We start from the raw sequence: 18,447 nt of genomic DNA, 5'->3' as shown, positions 1-18,447 counted from the left end.
CCGCCCGGCGCGGACGCCCCCGCCCAGGGACGGCGCCACCACCGGCCGCGGCGCCGTCATGGCACCGCTCCGGGCCGGAGATGGTCAGTGCGGGAGCATGGGGAGCAGGGCTCGCGCGTCGGATTCCGTGATCTCGATGCCGAGCTCGGCCCGCAGCCACTCCGCCAGCTCCCCCGCCGTCGCGAAGCTCTGCCCCTCCAGCCGCACCCGCGCGCCGGCGGTCGTGCGCTGGGCGAGCACGTGCCGGGTGAACGGTGACTGCGGGGAGGCGGACACGTAGAAGTTCGCCACCTCGAAGTCGCTCGGGAACTGCGGCTCACCGGGCCGGAACGCGTACAGCTCCGTCTCCCCCGCGTGCAGCACCCAGAAGTCCTCCTCCCGCACCAGCCGCCACCGCCACGGCCCCGACTCCAGCGACGCCCCCTCCTCGAAAGGCATCGGCTCCACCAGCCCCTCACCGCCGAACCCGACGTCCGCCAGCCACGTGCGCCCCTCCGCCACGACGGTGAGCATGGCGTGGGAGCGGGGCAGGTGGTAGCGGCCCAGGCGGATCCTGGCCAGGTGGCGGGTCACGGTGAAGCCGAGGCGTTCCAGGGCGGCGGCGAACAGCAGGTTGTGCTCGTGGCAGTAGCCGCCGCGCCCGCCCGTCACCATCTTGTCCTGCAGGCTCCCCAGGTCGAGCGAGATGCCCCGGCCGAGCAGCACGTCCAGGTTCTCGAAGGGGATGGCGCGCACGTGCGCCACGTGGACGGCGCGCAGGGTGCCCGCCGTCGGGGCGCGCGGCCCGTCGTACCCGATCCGCCCCAGGTAGGCGTCCAGGTCGAGCTTCTCGATGTCCCATGTCATGTGATCAACAATGGCGGGTACGGGGGCCGCCGCGCATCACGTGTTCACGGGATTCGCCGACAGGACCAGCCTTGTCGCGAAATTTCGGTACCCGGCCCGTTCGAACGCCCGCGCCATCGGCCCGTTGCCCGCGTCCGTGTCGGCCACGATCCGCTGCACCCCGCGCCCGGCGTGGCAGCGGGTGATCTCGGCGAGCAGGTCGTCGACGTACCCCTGGCCGCGTTTCTCCGGCACCACCCCGAGGTAGCCCACGACGGGCCCGGCGTTGTTCGCCGACGGCAGGGCGACGCCCACCAGTTCCCCCGCCTTGTCGTAGGCGAGCCGCCACCAGGCCCGATCCCCCGGCATCGCCCGGTAGTCCGCGACGTCCTCCCGCGCCTGCGCCTGCGGCCCCATGGTGGCCAGGGCCTGGCGGGTGTGGTGGTCGAGCGTCCCGGCCGCCACCCGCACGAACGCGGCCACGAACGCCTCGTCGTCGTCATCGGCGCGGAAGACCAGCCGGTCGGACGGCTCGGGCACGGGCGCGTCCGCCGCCGTCCACTCGTACCGGAGGCGTTCGAGCTCGTCGGTCAGCCCGGCCCGCCCGGCGGCCTCCCACCGCCAGGCGAGGGCCGCGCTCGCCCTCGGGTCGTCGCGCCAGCCGCTGGGGACGAAGACGTGGTACGCGGGCGCCTCCCCTAACGCGGCATGGGCCCGGCGCAGCAGCTCGGCGGCCAGGCCCACCCGGCCGGGGGCCGAGGGGGCGACGTACAGGCAGTCGAGCGCGAGCGGCCGGTCACCGCCGGGGAAGCCCCACCACACGGCGCGGGCCATGATCTCGCCGCCCGGTTCTGCCTCGGCGAGCCAGACGCGGTCGAAGCGGTAGTCGCCGCTCTCCAGGAACGACAGCAGCCGGTCGGGGTGGGACCAGCTGATGGACTCGTCGACGACGCAGCCGAGCAGGCGGTCTAGATCGTCCTCGACGGCAGGGCGGAAACGCATGGATTCTCCGGGAAGCAGAAGCGGGCGCGCTGAGCGCCCGGGAACAGGCCGAACATCTCGCTGCGCCTCCTTTCTGCTGATTTTTCGGCGTCAGCGGGCACTGTAGCGGAAATCTCGCGACAGGATGGGCGGGTGAGCTCCTACGACGACACGCTGCCCCTCCAGCCCCCGATCCGGCTGCCCGGCAAGGCCACGCTGGCGGCCGCCGTACGCGCCGCTCCCCTGGCCGAAGAGCTGAAGCCGGAAGGCGACGACGCGGAGGTGCTGGCCCTGTGGGCCGAGCACTGCAGGCAGCGGCTGGCCGAGGACGAGGGGCTGCTGCTGGAGCTGGTCCGGCTGTTCCTGTCCAGGGAGCCGCTCAGGGGCGAGACGTCCGGGACGCTGACGGGGCTCGGGCTGGTGCGGCAGGCGGAGCCGTACACGCTGAGCTGGCTGGGGCTGTGGGTGGCGCGGCAGATCATCGCCGAGACCACCGGGCAGGACATCCCGGTCATGGGGTCGCTGGCCGACGCCGACGCGGCGACGCTGCTGCACGGGCTGCGCTCGTACCCGGAGAGCGAGCGCGGCGAGGAGCTGGCCGGGTGGCTGAAGGGCCGCGACGAGCAGGCGGCGGTCGACGAGATCGCATCGGTGCTGGCCGGCGTGAGCCCGCTGAGCCGGGCGGTCGGCGTGGAGCTGCTGTCGACGGCGTTCGGCGAGGAGGGGCGGCAGGCCCTGGCCCGGCTGCTGGAGGAGCCAAAGCTCGGGGCGGTGATCGCGGCCAGGCTCGGGCGGGAGGAGCGGCACCCTTCACCGGAGGAGATCGCCTGGGTGCTGGTGGACATGGCGGCGGCGCTGCTGGAGTTCGGCGGCGAGACCGGCGAGGTGATCGAGTCGATCGCGATGGGGATGAAGGCGGAGGAGCAGGCGGGGACGATCGCGATCCTGGCGTTCGGGGATCATCCATGGACGGGGCAGGTGCTGCGGGTGTTCATCGAGCATCATCCGGACGAGCGGGTGGTGGCGGCGGCCCGCAAGGCGTTGCGCCGGTTGCGCGGGCTGGCCGACCTGCGAGGTTGAGCCGGCGTACGGGCGCGGCGACGTACGGGTAGAGTCGGCTTGGTGAGTGAGCATGCGATCTCCCCTCAGACCGGCATCCTGGGTGACGCGTACGCCTGTGGCTGCGGCGTGATCCTCGGCGGCCGGATGGCGGCCGAGCTGCACGCCGCCGAGAACGGGCTGTGCTCGGCCTGCCTCGGCTCGGCCGAGGAGGAGCTGGCGCCCGGCCTGCGACGCCCCTGCACCTCCTGCGCGGGCACCGGTCGGCGCGGGGAACAGGTCACCTGGCAGCTCGCGCACGCCGAGGCCGAGCATCTGATCACGATGACGGTGGTGCGCGGGGTCGTGGCGGGGTTCGACGGGCCGTTCCACCTGTCGGAGGTCGCCGACACGGTGCGCAACGGGCTGGGGCTGCCCGCGGGGCGGCTGCCGGTCGGGCCGCGCGTGCGCGACCTGCTGCTGCAGTTGCAGGCGGCGGGCGAGATCACCATGCTGTCGGCGCCCGACGAGATGGTGGGCACGGACATGGTCCTCTACCGCGACCCGCAGTGGCAGCGCGTCCGTACCCTCGGCCTCTGACCGCACCCCCGAAACGCCGCTGACCGCGCTCCCGCAGCACCTCTGACCGCGCTCCCGCGGTGCCCCTGAGCGTGCTCGCGAGGCGGCGAGGAGGTCAGGCGGTGTCCGGGACGCGGCAGAGGATCTCGCCGTGCAGGACGGACAGCCAGCCGTCCCCGGCCGCCGCCCATTCCAGCCACCCGTCCGAGATGCGCCGCAGGTCCGCCTCCGTGGCGGCGCCGGTGGCCAGGGCCTGCTGGGCCATGGCCGAGCTCAGGATGCGGTCGGCCCACATCCCGCCCCACCAGGCCCGGTCGTCCGGATCGGCGAAGCACCAGGTGGAGGAGGTGGCGGTGACGTCCTCGAAGCCCGCGGCGCGGGCCCAGGACAGCAGCCGCCGCCCCGCGTCCGGCTCGCCTCCGTTGCCGCGGGCCAGCCGCTGGTAGAGCGCCATCCACTCGTCCAGCGCCGGCACCCGCGGCCACCAGGTGAACGCGGAGTAGTCGCTGTCGCGCGCCGCCACGAACCCGCCCGGCCTGGTGACCCGCCCCATCTCCCGCAGCGCCCGCACCGGGTCGCCCACGTGCTGCAGCACCTGGTGGGCGTGCACCACGCAGAACGTGTCGTCCGGGTAGTCGAGCGCGTGCACGTCCGCCACGTCGAAGCCGACGTTCGCCACCCCTCTGGCCGCCACCTCGGCCCGTGCCAGCTCCAGCGCGTCCGCGGTGACCTCGGAGGCCGTCACGTGGCCGTCGGGCACCCGGGCGGCCAGGTCGGCGGTGATCGTGCCGGGGCCGCTTCCGACGTCCAGCACCTTCATGTGCGGCTTGAGGTGGGGCAGCAGGTACGCGGCCGAGTTCTCGGCGGTGCGCCAGCGGTGCGAGCGCAGCACGGACTCGTGGTGACCATGCGTGTAGACGGCGGCCATCGGAAAACCCCTTCGTTTCGACGACGATGCGCCCACTCTAACGTCAGTCTCACCATTCAAGAGAAAATGTCTTATATTCCGAGACATGATGGCACGTGCATACACTTTGTCGCGAACCGTTTCGAGGAAGGGGCATGGGCAGTGGGAGAGGTCCGGCCGATCGTGACCGTGGGAGACCCGGTGCTGCATCACCCGTGCGAGCCGGTCACCCGGTTCGACGGCGAGCTGGCGGCACTCGTGGACGACATGTTCGCCAGCATGTACGCGGCCGAGGGCGTGGGCCTGGCCGCCAACCAGATCGGCGTGCCGCTGCGCGTGTTCGTCTACGACTGCCCCGACGACGACGGCGTGCGCCACAAGGGCGTCGTGGTGAACCCGCGGCTGGAGGTGCCCGGCCTCGGCGAGCGGCACCTGGACGCCGGCGACGAGGGCTGCCTGTCGGTGCCCGGCCAGTACGCGCCGCTCCCCCGCCCCGACCGCGCCACCGTGCACGGCTTCGACGCCGCCGGCGAGCCCGTCACGGTCGAGGGCACCGGCCTGCTGGCCCGCTGCCTGCAGCACGAGAGCGACCACCTCGACGGCTACCTCTACATCGACCGCCTGCCGGCCAAGCGCCGCAAGCAGGTGCTGGCGGCGTACCAGGAATCCACTAAAGCGGATAAAGCACCGCTATAGTGGAGGAATGGAAGGCGAAGGGGTCCTGTCCAGTGGCCTGTCCATGGCCGAGCTGGGGCAGCGCATCCGCGGCGAGCGGCAGTCGCGCGGGTTGTCCATCGAGCGGCTGGCCGAGCTGAGCGGCATCAGCAGGAGCATGGTCTCCGAGGTCGAGCGGGGCACGAAGACGCCGACCGTGCTGGTGCTCGACCGGCTGGCCACGGCGCTGGGCACGTCGATCGCGCGGCTGCTCGACGAGCCCGCGCACAGCGCGATGCGGGTGCTGCGCCACACCGAGCAGCGGGTGCTGCGCGACCCGTCCGGGTGGGAGCGGCGGGTGCTGTCGCCCGTGCTGGGCGAGGTGGAGTTCGAGTTCATGCGCACGACCATCGGCCCCGGCGTGGACGCCGGCGAGTTCGCGCCGCACGCTCCGGGCTCGCGCGAGTACCTCGCCGTCGAGCACGGCAGCCTGCGGCTGACGATCAACGGCCGGCCGTACGAGCTGGTGGCCGGCGACTCGGCCTACTACCCCGGCGACTGCCGCCACGCCTACGCCAACCACGGCACCACCGACTGCGTCTTCTACCTCGCCATGGAGGTGAGTGGAGTCGGGCACCACGAACCACGGAGGGAATCCCCCGATGCATGACCTGCGTCAGGCCGGCGCCAAGGCGGCCCGGATCATGGCCGACCACCTGGAGGGCGTCGCGGAGCGGCCGGTGTGGCGGCCGGTGCCGGACGGCGAGCTGGCCTGGCTCACCGGCCAGGACCTGCCCGAGACGGGCCGCGCGCTGGACGAGCTGCTGGAGGACGCGCGCGAGCACGTGCTGCCGTACCCGATGGGCAACGGGCACCCGCGCTTCTTCGGCTGGGTGAACTCGCCGCCCAACCCGGCGGGCGTCCTCGTCGAGCCGCTGGCCGCGGCGCTGAACCCGAGCTGCGCGGGCGGCGACCATGCGGGCCCGCACCTGGAGCGCACGGTGGTGCGCTGGCTGGCCGGGCTCGTCGGCTTCCCGCACCCGCCCGGCGGCGGGCTGCTGACCAGCGGCGCCTCCATGGCCACCGTGATCTGCCTGGCCACCGCCCGCCAGCAGGCGGCGCTCGCCGACGGCTGGGACGCCCGCGAGGAAGGGCTGTGGGGGCGGCCTCCCCTGGTCATGTACGTCACCGAGGAGGGCCACAGCTGCCTGCACAAGGCGGCCCAGCTCCTCGGCCTCGGCGCGCGCAACGTCCGGCTCGTGCCCGTGGACGCCGCCTACCGGATGGACGTGCGCGCGCTGCGCGCGATGATCGCCGAGGACCTGGACGCGGGGCTGCGGCCGTTCTGCGTGGCGGGCAGCGCGGGCACGGTGAACTCCGGCGCGGTGGACCCGCTGGACGAGATCGCGGACGTGGCGGCCGCGTACGGGCTCTGGTTCCACGTGGACGGCGCGTACGGCGCGCTCGGCATCCTGGCCGACGGCGCGGCGGCGCACTACGCGGGGCTGGAGCGGGCCGACTCGCTGGCCCTCGACCCGCACAAGTGGCTGGGCGTGCCGGTGGGCTGCGGCTGCGCGCTGCTGCGCGACCCGGGCGCCGCGCGGGCGGCGTTCAGCCTGGTGCCGTCGTACCTGGTGGACGAGAACGCCGGCGACCTGGGCTGGTTCGCCGAGTACGGGCCCGAGCAGACCCGGCCGTTCCGGGCGCTGAAGACGTGGGCGACCCTGTCGTACCTGGGCAGGTCGGGCGTCAAGCGCCTGGTGGAGCACACGACCGGGCTGGCCCGCACGCTCGGCGCGATGGTCGAGGCGGCCCCGGACTTCGAGCTGCTCGCCCCGGTCACCACCTCGATCACCGCGTTCCGCCACACGCCGCGAGCCGAAGGGCTGGACGAGCTCAACCGCGCCATCCCGGTCGCCGTCCAGGCGCGCGGCAACGCGTTCCTCACCGGCACCCGGCTGAGCGGGCGCGACGCGCTGCGGACCTGCATCCTGCACCCGGACACCACCGAGCAGGACCTGGTGGTGCTCCTGGACGAGATCCGCCTGGCGGCCAAGGCGCTGTAGCCACCAACGCCGGGCCGGGGCCCGGCCGCATCCTCGCCCACGGACGATCCACCCTGGACGGCTCTCCCAGGGTGGGTCGCCGGGCTCCGGCGACGGCTTCCGGCACGCCGGCGCGTCACCTCCCGGGAAACCGGCGACGTCCTGTGAGATGCGCATTCGCCCGGGTAGGGGGTCGGCTGGACCGATCTACAGGAGGATCCCATGGCGAAGACCGTGGCAGATGTGATGACTTCTCACCCGGCGACGGTTGAGGCCGACCAGCCGGTGTCCGTCGCGGCGTCGCTCATGCGCGACAACGACACCGGAGCGGTCATCGTCAACGACAACGGCCGCATGAAGGGCATCGTCACCGACCGCGACATCACGGTGCGCGTGGTCGCCGACGACCGCGGCCCCGACACGCCGGTACGCGAGGCGTGCAGCCCGTCCGTCGAGGCCGTCGGCCCCGACACCAGCATCGACCAGGCCGTCCAGCTCATGCGCACGCACGCCGTGCGCCGCCTGCCGGTGGTCGAGGACGGCCGCGCGGTCGGCGTCGTCAGCCTCGGCGACCTGGCCGTCGAGCGTGACCCGAACTCCGCGCTCGCGGACATCTCGGCGGCGGAGGGCAACCGGTAGTACCGTCTGCCGTGTGGTCACGGTCGATGACGTAAGGCAGTTCGCGCGCACGCTCCCGCGCTCCTCGGAGCACCTCATCAGGGACCGCGTGAAGTTCCGCGTGGGCAAGATCGTCTACGTGGCGTTCTCGCGTGACGAGACCCTGATGGGATTCGGGTTCCCGAAGGAGGAACGCGCGGCCCTGGTGGCCGCCGAGCCGGAGAAGTTCCTGCTTCCCCGGGAGTCCGACCTGCGTTTCCACTGGGTGGAGGCGCGGACTGCCGCCATCGACGTGGCGGAGATGCGGGAGCTGGTGCTGGAGGCCTGGCGGATGTGCGTGCCCAGGAAGGTGCGGCTGGAGCAGGAGCTCGCCGCCGGGCGGCGCTGACCCCTTGATCGCCTCGCCGTCCTGCACGAGGATCATGATCATGACGCAGCAGGACTGGGTGCGCTGGCATGACGCGTACGACGAGCCGGGCTCGTCGCTGAAGGATCGCCTCGACATCGTGCGCACGTGGGTCGGGACGGCGCTCGACGAGGGGGCGGCCCGGGTCGTGAGCCTGTGCGCAGGGCAGGGGCGCGACCTGCTGCCGGTGCTGGCGGGGCATCCCCGCCGCGGGCGGGTGCGGGCGCGGCTCGTCGAGCTGGACGAGCGCAACGTCGCCGCAGCCAGGAGCGCGGCCCCCGAGGGGGTCGAGGTGGTGTGCGGGGACGCGGCGGTGACGGGGTCGTACGCGGGCGCCGTGCCGGCGGACCTCGTGCTGGCGTGCGGGATCTTCGGGAACATCACCGACGACGACATCCGGCGCACGGTCGCCACCCTGCCGCAGCTCTGCGCGCCCGGCGCGATGGTGATCTGGACGAGGGGGCGGCACGAGCCCGATCTGGTGCCGGCGATCTGCGCGTGGTTCGAGGGCTGCGGGTTCGAGCGGGTCGCGGTCGAGGGCGAGGGGACGAAGTACGGGGTCGGGGTGCATCGCTACGCCGGGCCGCAGGTGGCGCTGGAGCCCGCCGAGCGCATGTTCACCTTCATCCGCTAGCCACGCGCCCGCCGTCAGGGGCCGCGCGGCGGTGGCGAGGCCGTGGCCGGCCCGCCTCGTGGTCGCGGCGCGGCCCGGGCGGCGGAGCAGGGCGTCAGCGGGCGACGCTGCGGTAGAGGTCGCGGGTGAGCGTGGTGATGCGCTTGACCGAGGAGCTCCAGGTGCCCCCCACCGGATGCGCGGTCAGCACGGCCATGACGAAGCGGTCGCCCTGCCCGGCCAGACCGGTCGTGTGCAGGACGGGCCGGCCGTAGTCGGGCACGCCCGAGCCGGTGGCCCGCTGGGCGACCCACGAGATGGGCGCCCCGACGGCCGCGGCGTCACTGGTGTACGAGACGGCCGCCGTCCTGGAGTCGCACCTGACCGGGGGCGTCGTGCCGAAGCCCGACCAGCCCTGCTTGACCGCCCACGGGCGCGGCACGCCGTCGGGGATGCCGAAGGTCTGGTCGAAGCCGTCGGTGCCGCACGGCGTGGACCGGCGCAGGTGGCCGAGGATGGTGTCCCTGACCCGGGGCTCGGCCCTGTCGAGCAGGTAACGGTAGGTGCGCACGATGTCGTACGCGCTCAGCGACGTGTAACCCCAGAACCCGGGCTTGGACGCGGGCGGCGGCGTCGTGTCGGACAGCCCCAGCTTGCGTGCCTGCCTGACGATGATCTGCCCCTTGCCGAGGCGGTCCCAGAAGGCGGAGGCCGCGTCGTCGTCGCTGGAGCGCAGCATCACCTTCAGCAGCTTGGCGTCGGCCGCGGGCACGCTCTGGCGCCGCTCCAGGTAGTCGATCGCGATGAGGATCTTCACGACGGAGGCCGAGCGGTACTTCCTGTGCGCGTTCCGCGTGGCGACGATCTTGCCGGCCTGCCGGTCGAACACCACCCAGGCCGCCGTCGTCCCGGCCGGGACCCGGGGCGGCTTGACCGCCTCGGCGGCGTGGGCGGGGCTCAGGAGCGAGGCGGCGGCAGCGACGGCGACGACGGGGGCCACGGCCAGGGGCTTGATTCGCACCTGCCTATAACTACCAGATTCCGCCGGCCCACCCTTGACCCACCAACGAAAGCGGGTATAAACACAGGGGAAACCAACTCGAAACGGCGGTGAATCAACATCATGTACGCCGAGGAGCGGCAGCAGGAGATCCTGCGGAGGGCGCGGGCCGCGGGCCGCGTCGACGTGGTGACGCTGGCCGCCGAGCTCGACGTGACCACGGAGACGATCCGCCGCGACCTGACGTCGCTGGAGCGGGCGGGGGTGCTGCGCCGCGTGCACGGGGGCGCGATCCCCGTGGAGCGGCTGGGGTTCGAGCCCGCGCTGGCCACCCGCGACGAGGTCATGACGGCCGAGAAGGAGCGCATCGCCAAGGCGGCGCTGGCCGAGCTGCCCGAGGACGGGTCCGTGATCATCGACGCGGGCACCACCACGGGCCGCCTGGTGCAGGTGCTGCCTGCCGACCGGGAGCTGACCGTCGTGGTCAACTCCCCGCCGCTGGCCACCGTGCTGGCCGCCCGCGCCAACCTGCACGTGATCATGCTGGGCGGCCGGGTCCGCGGCAAGACCCTCGCGACGGTGGACGACTGGGCGCTGCGCCCGCTGGCCTACCTCAACGTGGACGTGGCGTTCATGGCCACCAACGGCTGCTCGCTGAGCCGGGGCCTGACCACGCCCGACCCGGCGGAGGCGGCGATCAAGCGGGCCATGGTCAAGGCCGCGCAGCGCAGCGTGCTGCTGGCCGACCACACGAAGTTCGGCAACACGTACCTGTCCACGTTCGCCGAGCTGGGCGAGATCGACGTGGTGATCACCGACACCGGGCTGGACGTGTCGCTCGCCGCCGACCTGGCGGGGGCGGGCCCGGAGGTGATCAGGGCATGATCCTCACCCTGACCCTGAACCCCAGCCTCGACCGCACCATCGAGATCGCCTCGCTCGACCGGGGCGCGGTCATCCGCGCCGCCGCCGCCCACCTCGACCCCGGCGGCAAGGGCGTGAACGTCTCGCGCGCCCTGCTGGCCAACGCCGTCGCCAGCCGCGCGGTGATCCCGTACGGCGGCGACGAGGGCAGGCAGCTCGTCCGCCTGCTGGCCGCCGAGGGGCTCGACATGGTGACGGTCCCCGTGACGGGCCCGACCCGGTCGAACGTGACGCTCGCCGAGCCCGGCGGCACCGTCACCAAGATCAACGAGCCGGGCACCGCGCTGTCGCCCGCCGAGCTCGACACGATCGCCGACGCCGTGCTCGCCGCCGCCCACTCGGACGGGCAGGGGGCCGACTGGGTGGTGGCGTCCGGGAGCCTGCCGCCCGAGGTGCCCGCCGACGTGTACGCCCGGCTGTGCCGCAGGTTCGCCGGCGCGGGCATCCACGTGGCCGTCGACACCAGCGGCCCCGCGCTCTCCTGCGCCCTCGCCGCCGCCCCCGCCCTGGTCAAGCCGAACCTGGAGGAGCTGTCGGCGGCCACCGGCATGCCGATCCGCAACCTGGGCGACGTGGCCGAGGCCGCGGGCAAGCTGCGGGCCGCCGGAGCGCGTACGGTGCTGGCCAGCCTGGGCGCCGACGGCGCCGTGCTCGTCGAGGAGGGCGGCACCTGGTACGGCGAGGCCGCCGTGACCGAGCCGCGCAGCTCCGTCGGCGCCGGCGACGCCATGCTGGCCGGCTTCCTCGCCGCGGGTGGCTCCGGGCCCGAGGCGCTGAAACAGGCCCTGGCCTGGGGCGCGGCCGCCGTACGCCTGCCCGGCAGCCGCATGCCGGGCCCCGCCGACATCGACCGGGTCATCGGCCGGGCCGCCGTCGCCATCCGCCCGACCGACCCCGGCCGCCCCCTCACCACGGCATCCCCCCGATAAGGAAGCGGCTGCTCAACCCCCCGAAGGAGCACGTCCATGGCCGACACCTACACCCCTCCGGTCACCGGGACCGGAGTCAAGGCCACCATCCAGCGCATCGGCGGCCATCTGGCCGGCATGATCATGCCGAACATCGGCGCGTTCATCGCCTGGGGCCTGATCACCGCGCTGTTCATCCCGACCGGCTGGCTGCCCAACGAGGACCTCGCGAAGCTGGTCGGCCCGATCATCGGCACCCTGCTCCCGGTCCTCATCGCCTATACCGGCGGCCGGATGGTGCACGGGCAGCGCGGGGCGGTCGTCGGCGCCGTGGCGGTGATGGGCGTCGTGGTGGGCACGGAGTCCCCGATGTTCCTCGGCGCCATGATCATCGGCCCGCTCACCGCCTTGATCCTGAAATATGTGGACAAGTTCACTGAGGAGCGCACCAAGGCCGGCTTCGAGATGCTGGTGGACAACTTCACCGCCGGCATCGTGGGCGGCGCGATGGCCGTGGTCGGCTTCTACGGCATCGGCCCGGTCGTCCAGGCGGTCACCACCGCGGCGGGCAACGCGGTCGAGTGGCTGATCACCAACAACCTGCTGCCGATCGCCTCCGTGCTGATCGAGCCGGCCAAGGTGCTGTTCCTGAACAACGCCATCAACCACGGCGTGCTGAGCCCGCTGGGCGTGGCCGAGGCCGCGGAGACGGGCAAGTCGATCCTGTTCATGCTGGAGTCGAACCCCGGGCCCGGGCTCGGCCTGCTGCTGGCGTTCCTGCTGTTCGGCCCGCGCGCGATGCGGCCGACCACGCCCGCCGCGATGATCATCCACTTCTTCGGCGGCATCCACGAGATCTACTTCCCGTACGTCCTCATGAAGCCCCGCCTCATCCTGGCCGTCATCGCGGGCGGCGCAGCCGGGGTGTTCACGTTCATGGTCACCGGCGCCGGCCTGGTCGCCACGCCCTCACCCGGCAGCATCTTCGCCTACCTCGCGGTCACCCCGAAGGGCGGCTGGCTCGGCTCCAGCCTGGGGATCCTCGTGGCGACCGGCGTGACGTTCGCCGTCGCCGCCGTCCTGATGGGCTTCGGCAGGGGCGAGAAGGCCGAGCCCGAAGAGGCCGGAACCGCAGCAACCACCCAGAAGGAGAGCTGAGCCATGGCAGGCATCGACAGCAAGGACATCCGCAAGATCATCGTGGCCTGCGACGCGGGCATGGGCAGCAGCGTCATGCTCGCCTCCCAGCTCAAGAAGCAGCTCAAGGAGACCGGCGTGACCGTGGAGCACACCCCGGTCAACTCCATCCCCGACGACGCCGACGTGGTCCTGTGCCACGCGGGCCTGGCCGCGCGTGCGAAGGCGGCCGCACCGGGGAAGGTATTGGTGTCGTTCCAGATCTTCCTCGGCGACCCGGCGGTGACCCGGCTGGTGAACACCATCAAGAACGGCGGCACGGTCGATGCGTGACGACCTGCTCGACCCGCGGGCCGTGCTGCTGCACGAGAGCGCCTCCGACCGCGCCGCGGCCATCCGGCGGTGCGGGCGGGCGCTGGTCGGCGTGGGCGCGGTCGCGGAGCCGTACATCGAGGCGATGCTGGAGCGCGAACGGTCGATCTCCACCTACGTCGGCGAGGGCGTGGCCATCCCGCACGGCACGAACGCCTCCAAGGGGGACGTCGTCCGCGACGCGATCTGCGTCGTGCGCTTCCCCGGCGGCGTCGACTGGGACGGCGAGCACGTCACGCTCTGCGTCGGCATCGCCGCCAAGGACAACGGTCACGTGCCGCTGCTGGCGGCGCTGGCCGAGATCCTGCTCGACCCCGACCGGGCGCGGGCACTGCGCGAGGCCACCGAGGTCTCCGACGTCATCAAGGAGCTGACAGCATGAAGGTCGCGCGCTTCCACGCGCCCGGCGACATCAGGATCGAGGACGCGCCGGAGCCGGTCGCCGGTCCCGGCGAGCTGAAGATCCGGGTACGCAACTGCTCGACCTGCGGCACCGACGCCAAGATCTTCAAGTACGGCCACCACCACATCGTGCCGCCGCGCGTGATGGGCCACGAGATCGCCGGCGAGGTGGTGGACACGGGCGCGAGGGTGCAGGTGATCGCCGCGATCCCGTGCGGCACGTGCCCCGACTGCGTGGCGGGCCGCCGTACGGTGTGCCCGAACCAGGAGTCGATGGGTTACCACTACGACGGCGGGTTCGCCGAATACCTCATCGTCCCGGCGAAGGTGCTGGCCGTGGACGGCGTCAACGCCATCCCCGACGGGGTCGGCTTCGCCGAGGCGTCGGTGGCCGAGCCGCTCGCGTGCGTGCTGAACGGCCAGGAGCTGGCCCGCGTGGGGCCGGGTGACGACGTGGTCGTGATGGGCGCGGGCCCGATCGGCTGCCTGCACGTGCGGCTGGCGCGGGCGCGCGGGGCGAACCGGGTGTTCCTCGTGGACGTCAACGCCGAGCGCCTGGCGATGGCCGCCGAGCTCGTCCGCCCCGACGCGGCCATCGACGCCGACCCCGCCGAGCAGGTGCTGAAGCTGACCAGCGGCCGGGGCGCCGACGTGGTGATCACGGCGGCGGCCTCCGGCGCGGCGCAGGAGCAGGCCGTGCGGATGGCGGCCAGGCAGGGACGGATCAGCTTCTTCGGCGGGCTGCCCAAGGACAACCCGATCATCGCGCTCGACTCGAACCTCGTGCACTACCGGGAGCTGACCATCGTCGGCGCGAACGGCTCCAGCCCGGCCCACAACGCCCAGGCGCTGCGGCTGGTGGCCGAGGGCGCCGTGACGGTGTCGGACCTGATCACCCACCGGCTGCCGCTGCCGCGCGTGCTGGACGGGATCGACCTGGTCAGCCGGGGCGCGGCCATCAAGGTCACCATAGAACCCTGGAGGAGGTCGTGATGGCGCAGCGAACGGTGGTCGTGGCCTCTGCCAGCGGCCTGCACGCCCGTCCCGCGAAGCTGTTCGTGCAGGCGGCGGTGAAGTCGGGGGTGCCGGTGACGATCCGGGCCGGGGAGAAGGCGGTGCCGGCCAAGAGCATGCTGGGGGTGCTGTCGCTCGGCGTCGTGCAGGGCACGGAGGTCACGCTGGAGGCCGAGGGGCCTGGGGCGGAGGAGGCGCTGGACGCGCTGGCCGCGCTGCTGGCCCGCGACCTGGACGCGGACGAGGCCCCCGATGCCTGACAGCGGCGGCCCGTGGGAGGGCGCCGCCGGGCGGCTCACCGGGCTGGGGGTCAGCCAGGGACGGGCGGCCGGGCCGATGATCCGGCTGGCCGACCCGCCGGAGCTGCCCGCGCCCAGGACCGTCACCGACCCGGGCGCCGAGGCGGCCACCGTGGCCAAGGCGCTGGAGGCGGTCGCCGCCGAGCTGAACCGGCGCGCCCTGGCCGCCGGCGGCGAGGCGGCCGAGATCCTGGAGGCCCTCGCCATGATCGCCGAGGATCCGGTGCTGCTGGAGGAGGCCGAGCGGCTCACCGGCGACGGCGCCGACGCGGCCCACGCCCTGGACGCGGCCTTCGCCAGGCACCGCGAGGCCCTGGCCCAGCTCGGCGGCTACCTGGCCGAGCGGGCCGCCGACCTCGACGACCTCAGGCACCGCGCGGTGGCCGCCGCGCTGGGCCTGCCGATGCCCGGCCTGCCCTCCCCCGGCCACCCGTACGTGCTGGTCGCCACGGACCTCTCCCCCGCCGACACCGCGGGCCTCGGCCCCGACGTGCTGGCGCTGGTCACCGAGCACGGCGGGCCGACGAGCCACACCGCGATCCTGGCCAGGGCCAGGGGCCTGCCCGCCGTCGTGGCCTGCGAGGGCGTCTGCGGCCTCGCCGACGGCACGGTGATCGGCGTGGACGGCGGCACCGGCGAGATCGCGATCGGCCTCACCCAGCGGGAGACCGCCGAGGTCGCCCGGACCGAGACCGCCCGCAGGGACCGCCTCCGGACGAGCCGGGGCCCGGGCATGACCGCCGACGGGCATGCGGTCAAGCTCCTGCTCAACATCGGCTCGGCCGCCGACCTGGCACCGCGCGGCGCGGGAGCGGGCGCCGCGGAGGTGGGCGCTGAGGGGTTGGGCGCCGTGGAGGCGGACGCCGGGGGGACGGGTGCTGAAGGGGTGGGGCTCTTCAGGACGGAGTTCCTGTTCCTCGACCGCAGGCACCCGCCGTCGTTCGAGGAGCAGGTGGCCGCGTACGCGGAGGTGTTCGACCGGACGGAGCACGTGATCGTGCGCACGCTCGACGCCGGCACCGACAAGCCGCTGCCCTTCCTCGGCCTGCCGCGGGAGCAGAACCCGGCGCTGGGCGTGCGGGGCCTGCGCGTGGACCGGCTGCTGCCGGACGTCCTGGACACCCAGCTCGACGCGATCGCCGCGGCGGCGCGCCAGGCGGGGGCCGAGCCGTGGGTGATGGCGCCCATGGTCACCACGGTCGGGGAGGCGAGCGACTTCGCCCGCCGGGCCCGCGCCAAGGGCATCGCGCAGGTGGGCGTGATGGTCGAGGTGCCGGCGGCGGCGCTGCGCGCGGGCAGGCTGCTGCAGGAGGTCGACTTCCTCAGCATCGGCACCAACGACCTGGCGCAGTACACCTTCGCCGCCGACCGCCAGCACTCCGGCCTGGCCGACCTCCTGGACCCCCGCCAGCCGGCGCTGCTGGAGCTGATCGCGCTGTGCGCGGAGGCGGGCAGGCGGGCGGGCAAGCCGGTCGGGGTGTGCGGCGAGGCGGCGGGCGACCCGCTGCTCGCGCCCCTGCTGGTGGGCCTGGGCGTGACGAGCCTGTCCATGGCGCCCGTGTGCGTCCCGGCGGTGCGGGAGGCGCTCGCCGCGCTCACCCTGGAGGAGTGCCGCGAACGGGCCCGCGCCGCGCTCGACTGACCTCCCGCGCCGCGTCCGCCCAGCGGCCGGCCGGTCAGCGGCCGACCCGTCAGACGGCCGGCCCGTCAGACGGCCGACTCGTCAGGTGGCCGGCTCCGGGTTGTGCGCGTGCAGCCGGAGCTGGTCGTCCGCCACGTCCACCGTCACCTTGCCGTGCTCCCCCACCTCTCCGGTGAGCAGCATCGTCGCCAGCCGGTTGTCCAGCTCCCGCTGCAGCGTGCGGCGCAGCGGCCGGGCGCCGAACTCCGGCTGGTAGCCGCGCCCCGCCAGCCAGTCCATGGCCGCGTCCGTGACCTCCAGCGTGACGTCCTGGCCGCGCAGCCGCTGGCGGGTGCGCTCCAGCAGCAGGTCCATGAGCTGCTCTTCGACGTCTCCGGTGGCCTCCAGGATGATCTGGGCGCCGATGTTGCTGGTCATGATGACGATCGTGTTGGTGAAGTCGACCGTGCGGCCCTGGCCGTCGGTCAGGCGGCCGTCGTCGAGCATCTGCAGCAGCCCCGGCCAGCCCTCCATGCCGCCGAACACCCGGCCGGTGAGCTCCTCGAACCCGCGGAACGGGTCTCCGCCGAAGAACGATCTGAACGGCATGTCCGACATCACAGGTTCCCCCTCGTGCTCAGGGGACATCTAGCCGCACATGCCGCATGTCCTTGCCAGCAATCGGCAAGGCATTCAGCTCGCGGACGTCACTCGTTCGACGCGACGAGGTCGATGATCGGCGTGTCTCCGGAGACGAGCTCCAGCGTCCGCCCGGCCGTGCCGGGGTTGTCCAGCAGCGCCACGATGACGGCGGCCACGTCGTCGCGCGGCACCGCGCCCGGCGGCACCTCGGGGGCCAGCCGCACCAGCCCCGTGCCGGGCTCGTCGGTCAGGCGGCCCGGCCGCAGGATGGTCCAGGCGAGGTCGCGGGCGCGCAGGTCCTGCTCGGCCTCGGTCTTGGCCTTGATGTAGGCGGCCCACACCTCGTCACGGCCGGGCGCGGGCGGCTTGCCCGCCCCCATCGAGGAGATCTGGATGAACCGCCGCACGCCCGCCCGCTCGGCCGCCTCGGCGAGCAGCACGGACGCGCCGCGGTCCACGGTGTCCTTGCGCGGCGCGCCGCTGCCGGGGCCCGCGCCGGCCGCGAAGACGACGGCGTCGGCGCCCTCGACGATCCGCGTGACCTCCTCGACGCTCGCCCGCTCCAGGTCGCACACCACCGCCTCGGCCCCGGTCGCCTCGACGTCGGCGACGTGCGCCGGATCGCGTACGAGCCCCACCGCTCCCGACGCGAGCCGGGCGGCCAGCCGCAGCGCGATCTTCCCGTGTCCCCCCGCGATGATGATCCGCATGTCGCCCATGGTGTCATGGACGCATGTACGACTTCCCGGAGGCACCCACGCCCGCGTTCCTGTTCGACCTGGACGGCACCCTGATCGACAGTGTCTACCAGCACGTGGTGGCCTGGCGGCAGGCGCTGTCCGGGATGGGCATCGACCTGTCGGTGTGGCGGATCCACCGCCGCATCGGCATGAGCGGCGGGCTGTTCGTCAGCGCGCTGCTGCGCGAGACCGGCCTCAAGCTGACCCGGGAGCAGATCGACGAGTTGCAGAGCACCCACGCCGACGCGTACGAGCAGCAGGTCCACTCGGTCAAGCCGCTGCCCGGCGCGAGCGAGCTGCTGGCCGAGCTGACCGCGCGCGGCGTGCCGTGGGCGATCTGCACCAGCGGGTACGCCCGCACGGCCCGCCTCGCGCTGGGCATGCTGGGGCTGCCGGAGGACACGCCGATGGTCACGCGTGACCTGGTGCGGCGCGCCAAGCCGGACCCCGACCTGTTCCTGGCCGGTGCGGCGCTGGCCGGGGTGGATCCGGCGCATGCCATGGTGGTGGGCGACAGCGTCTGGGACCTGCTCGCCGCCCGCCGGGCCGGCGCGCTGGGCATCGGGCTGCTGTCGGGCGGTTACGGCAGGGACGAGCTGGAGCGCGCGGGCGCGTTCATGGTGTACGCCGACCCGGCGGACATGCTGGACCGCCTCGACGAGCTCGGCGTCCGGCAGAGCGATTGAGCGGGTGAACGACGTGGGAATATCCCTGCGAACCCG

At 73.4% G+C, this 18,447-nt stretch carries 23 protein-coding genes; 17 read left to right on the top strand and 6 right to left on the bottom strand.

Annotated features, from left to right (window positions below):
* Positions 1-84: 84 nt before the first annotated feature.
* Positions 85-846 carry an arylamine N-acetyltransferase gene (locus AB0I79_RS37805; protein WP_357884106.1) on the bottom strand — a complete coding sequence of 254 codons (762 nt, stop codon included), beginning with the start codon at positions 844-846 and terminating at the stop codon, positions 85-87.
* 36 nt (positions 847-882) lie between these two features.
* Positions 883-1,827, bottom strand: a complete 945-nt coding sequence (locus AB0I79_RS37800) for a GNAT family N-acetyltransferase (protein WP_357884104.1) — start codon at positions 1,825-1,827, stop codon at positions 883-885.
* A 132-nt stretch (positions 1,828-1,959) separates the two neighbouring features.
* Between AB0I79_RS37800 and AB0I79_RS37795 the strand changes: the two genes are divergently transcribed.
* Complete coding sequence (locus AB0I79_RS37795) at positions 1,960-2,886, top strand: hypothetical protein (RefSeq protein ID WP_357884102.1); 927 nt, start codon at positions 1,960-1,962, stop codon at positions 2,884-2,886.
* A gap of 42 nt (positions 2,887-2,928) precedes the next feature.
* The gene (locus AB0I79_RS37790; RefSeq protein ID WP_357884100.1) at positions 2,929-3,444 is read left to right on the top strand and encodes a hypothetical protein; all 516 of its coding nucleotides are present in this window, start codon (positions 2,929-2,931) and stop codon (positions 3,442-3,444) included.
* 94 nt (positions 3,445-3,538) lie between these two features.
* Here the strand turns inward: AB0I79_RS37790 and AB0I79_RS37785 are convergent, their stop codons facing one another.
* Entirely contained in the window at positions 3,539-4,351 is an 813-nt protein-coding gene (locus AB0I79_RS37785) for a methyltransferase domain-containing protein (protein ID WP_357884098.1), read from the bottom strand.
* A gap of 162 nt (positions 4,352-4,513) precedes the next feature.
* Here AB0I79_RS37785 and def point away from each other — a divergent pair, with 162 nt between their 5' ends.
* The 6 genes from def to AB0I79_RS37755 all read left to right on the top strand — a co-directional run bounded on the left by def (position 4,514) and on the right by AB0I79_RS37755 (position 8,687).
* Complete coding sequence (gene def / locus AB0I79_RS37780; protein ID WP_357884096.1) at positions 4,514-5,026, top strand: peptide deformylase; 513 nt, start codon at positions 4,514-4,516, stop codon at positions 5,024-5,026.
* A gap of 7 nt (positions 5,027-5,033) precedes the next feature.
* Positions 5,034-5,654, top strand: coding sequence for an XRE family transcriptional regulator (locus tag AB0I79_RS37775; protein ID WP_357884094.1), 621 nt, complete (start codon positions 5,034-5,036; stop codon positions 5,652-5,654).
* A complete protein-coding gene (locus tag AB0I79_RS37770) occupies positions 5,647-7,050 on the top strand; it encodes an aminotransferase class V-fold PLP-dependent enzyme (RefSeq protein ID WP_357884092.1) in 1,404 nt (467 codons plus the stop codon). Before AB0I79_RS37775 ends, AB0I79_RS37770 begins: the two co-directional genes overlap by 8 nt.
* Positions 7,051-7,251: 201 nt before the next feature.
* Positions 7,252-7,668, top strand: a complete 417-nt coding sequence (locus AB0I79_RS37765; protein WP_253745866.1) for a CBS domain-containing protein — start codon at positions 7,252-7,254, stop codon at positions 7,666-7,668.
* Positions 7,669-7,681: 13 nt separating this feature from the next.
* Entirely contained in the window at positions 7,682-8,035 is a 354-nt protein-coding gene (locus tag AB0I79_RS37760; protein WP_357884090.1) for an MmcQ/YjbR family DNA-binding protein, read from the top strand.
* Positions 8,036-8,075: 40 nt separating this feature from the next.
* Positions 8,076-8,687, top strand: a complete 612-nt coding sequence (locus tag AB0I79_RS37755; protein WP_357884088.1) for a class I SAM-dependent methyltransferase — start codon at positions 8,076-8,078, stop codon at positions 8,685-8,687.
* Positions 8,688-8,781: 94 nt separating this feature from the next.
* On the opposite strand, the gene AB0I79_RS37750 is transcribed toward AB0I79_RS37755, so the two are convergent.
* On the bottom strand, positions 8,782-9,687 hold the full coding sequence (locus tag AB0I79_RS37750; protein WP_357884086.1) for a hypothetical protein: 906 nt from the start codon (positions 9,685-9,687) through the stop codon (positions 8,782-8,784).
* Positions 9,688-9,789: 102 nt separating this feature from the next.
* Between AB0I79_RS37750 and AB0I79_RS37745 the strand changes: the two genes are divergently transcribed.
* Genes AB0I79_RS37745 through ptsP form a run of 8 tightly spaced genes read left to right on the top strand, consistent with a single transcriptional unit; the run spans position 9,790 to position 16,364 of the window.
* A complete protein-coding gene (locus AB0I79_RS37745; RefSeq protein WP_185106023.1) occupies positions 9,790-10,551 on the top strand; it encodes a DeoR/GlpR family DNA-binding transcription regulator in 762 nt (253 codons plus the stop codon).
* Positions 10,548-11,519: a 1-phosphofructokinase gene (gene pfkB / locus AB0I79_RS37740; RefSeq protein ID WP_357884083.1), complete on the top strand. Its 972-nt coding sequence runs from the start codon at positions 10,548-10,550 to the stop codon at positions 11,517-11,519. Before AB0I79_RS37745 ends, pfkB begins: the two co-directional genes overlap by 4 nt.
* 36 nt (positions 11,520-11,555) lie before the next feature.
* Positions 11,556-12,656 carry a PTS mannitol transporter subunit IICB gene (locus AB0I79_RS37735; RefSeq protein WP_357884081.1) on the top strand — a complete coding sequence of 367 codons (1,101 nt, stop codon included), beginning with the start codon at positions 11,556-11,558 and terminating at the stop codon, positions 12,654-12,656.
* A gap of 3 nt (positions 12,657-12,659) precedes the next feature.
* Positions 12,660-12,968, top strand: coding sequence for a PTS lactose transporter subunit IIB (locus AB0I79_RS37730; protein ID WP_253745873.1), 309 nt, complete (start codon positions 12,660-12,662; stop codon positions 12,966-12,968).
* Entirely contained in the window at positions 12,961-13,389 is a 429-nt protein-coding gene (locus tag AB0I79_RS37725) for a PTS sugar transporter subunit IIA (RefSeq protein WP_357884079.1), read from the top strand. The genes AB0I79_RS37730 and AB0I79_RS37725 overlap by 8 nt, the downstream gene beginning before the upstream one ends.
* Positions 13,386-14,402 carry a zinc-dependent dehydrogenase gene (locus AB0I79_RS37720; protein ID WP_357884077.1) on the top strand — a complete coding sequence of 339 codons (1,017 nt, stop codon included), beginning with the start codon at positions 13,386-13,388 and terminating at the stop codon, positions 14,400-14,402. Before AB0I79_RS37725 ends, AB0I79_RS37720 begins: the two co-directional genes overlap by 4 nt.
* Complete coding sequence (locus AB0I79_RS37715) at positions 14,402-14,683, top strand: HPr family phosphocarrier protein (protein ID WP_357884075.1); 282 nt, start codon at positions 14,402-14,404, stop codon at positions 14,681-14,683. Before AB0I79_RS37720 ends, AB0I79_RS37715 begins: the two co-directional genes overlap by 1 nt.
* Positions 14,676-16,364 (top strand): phosphoenolpyruvate--protein phosphotransferase, encoded by a 1,689-nt coding sequence (gene ptsP, locus AB0I79_RS37710; RefSeq protein ID WP_357884073.1) that lies wholly within the window; start codon positions 14,676-14,678, stop codon positions 16,362-16,364. Before AB0I79_RS37715 ends, ptsP begins: the two co-directional genes overlap by 8 nt.
* Positions 16,365-16,445: 81 nt before the next feature.
* Here ptsP and AB0I79_RS37705 read toward each other — a convergent pair whose 3' ends face one another.
* Positions 16,446-16,952 (bottom strand): AAA family ATPase, encoded by a 507-nt coding sequence (locus AB0I79_RS37705; RefSeq protein ID WP_357884071.1) that lies wholly within the window; start codon positions 16,950-16,952, stop codon positions 16,446-16,448.
* A 98-nt stretch (positions 16,953-17,050) separates the two neighbouring features.
* A complete protein-coding gene (locus AB0I79_RS37700; RefSeq protein ID WP_357884069.1) occupies positions 17,051-17,695 on the bottom strand; it encodes an SDR family oxidoreductase in 645 nt (214 codons plus the stop codon).
* Between the two features lie 23 nt (positions 17,696-17,718).
* Between AB0I79_RS37700 and AB0I79_RS37695 the strand changes: the two genes are divergently transcribed.
* Positions 17,719-18,411 (top strand): HAD family hydrolase, encoded by a 693-nt coding sequence (locus tag AB0I79_RS37695; protein ID WP_357884067.1) that lies wholly within the window; start codon positions 17,719-17,721, stop codon positions 18,409-18,411.
* Positions 18,412-18,447: the final 36 nt, after the last annotated feature.

Source organism: Nonomuraea sp. NPDC050202 (assembly GCF_040656115.1).
GTDB lineage: Bacteria > Actinomycetota > Actinomycetes > Streptosporangiales > Streptosporangiaceae > Nonomuraea.
The sequence above is the reverse complement of the archived record's forward strand: the minus strand, read 5'-3'. Positions and strand labels throughout refer to the sequence as shown.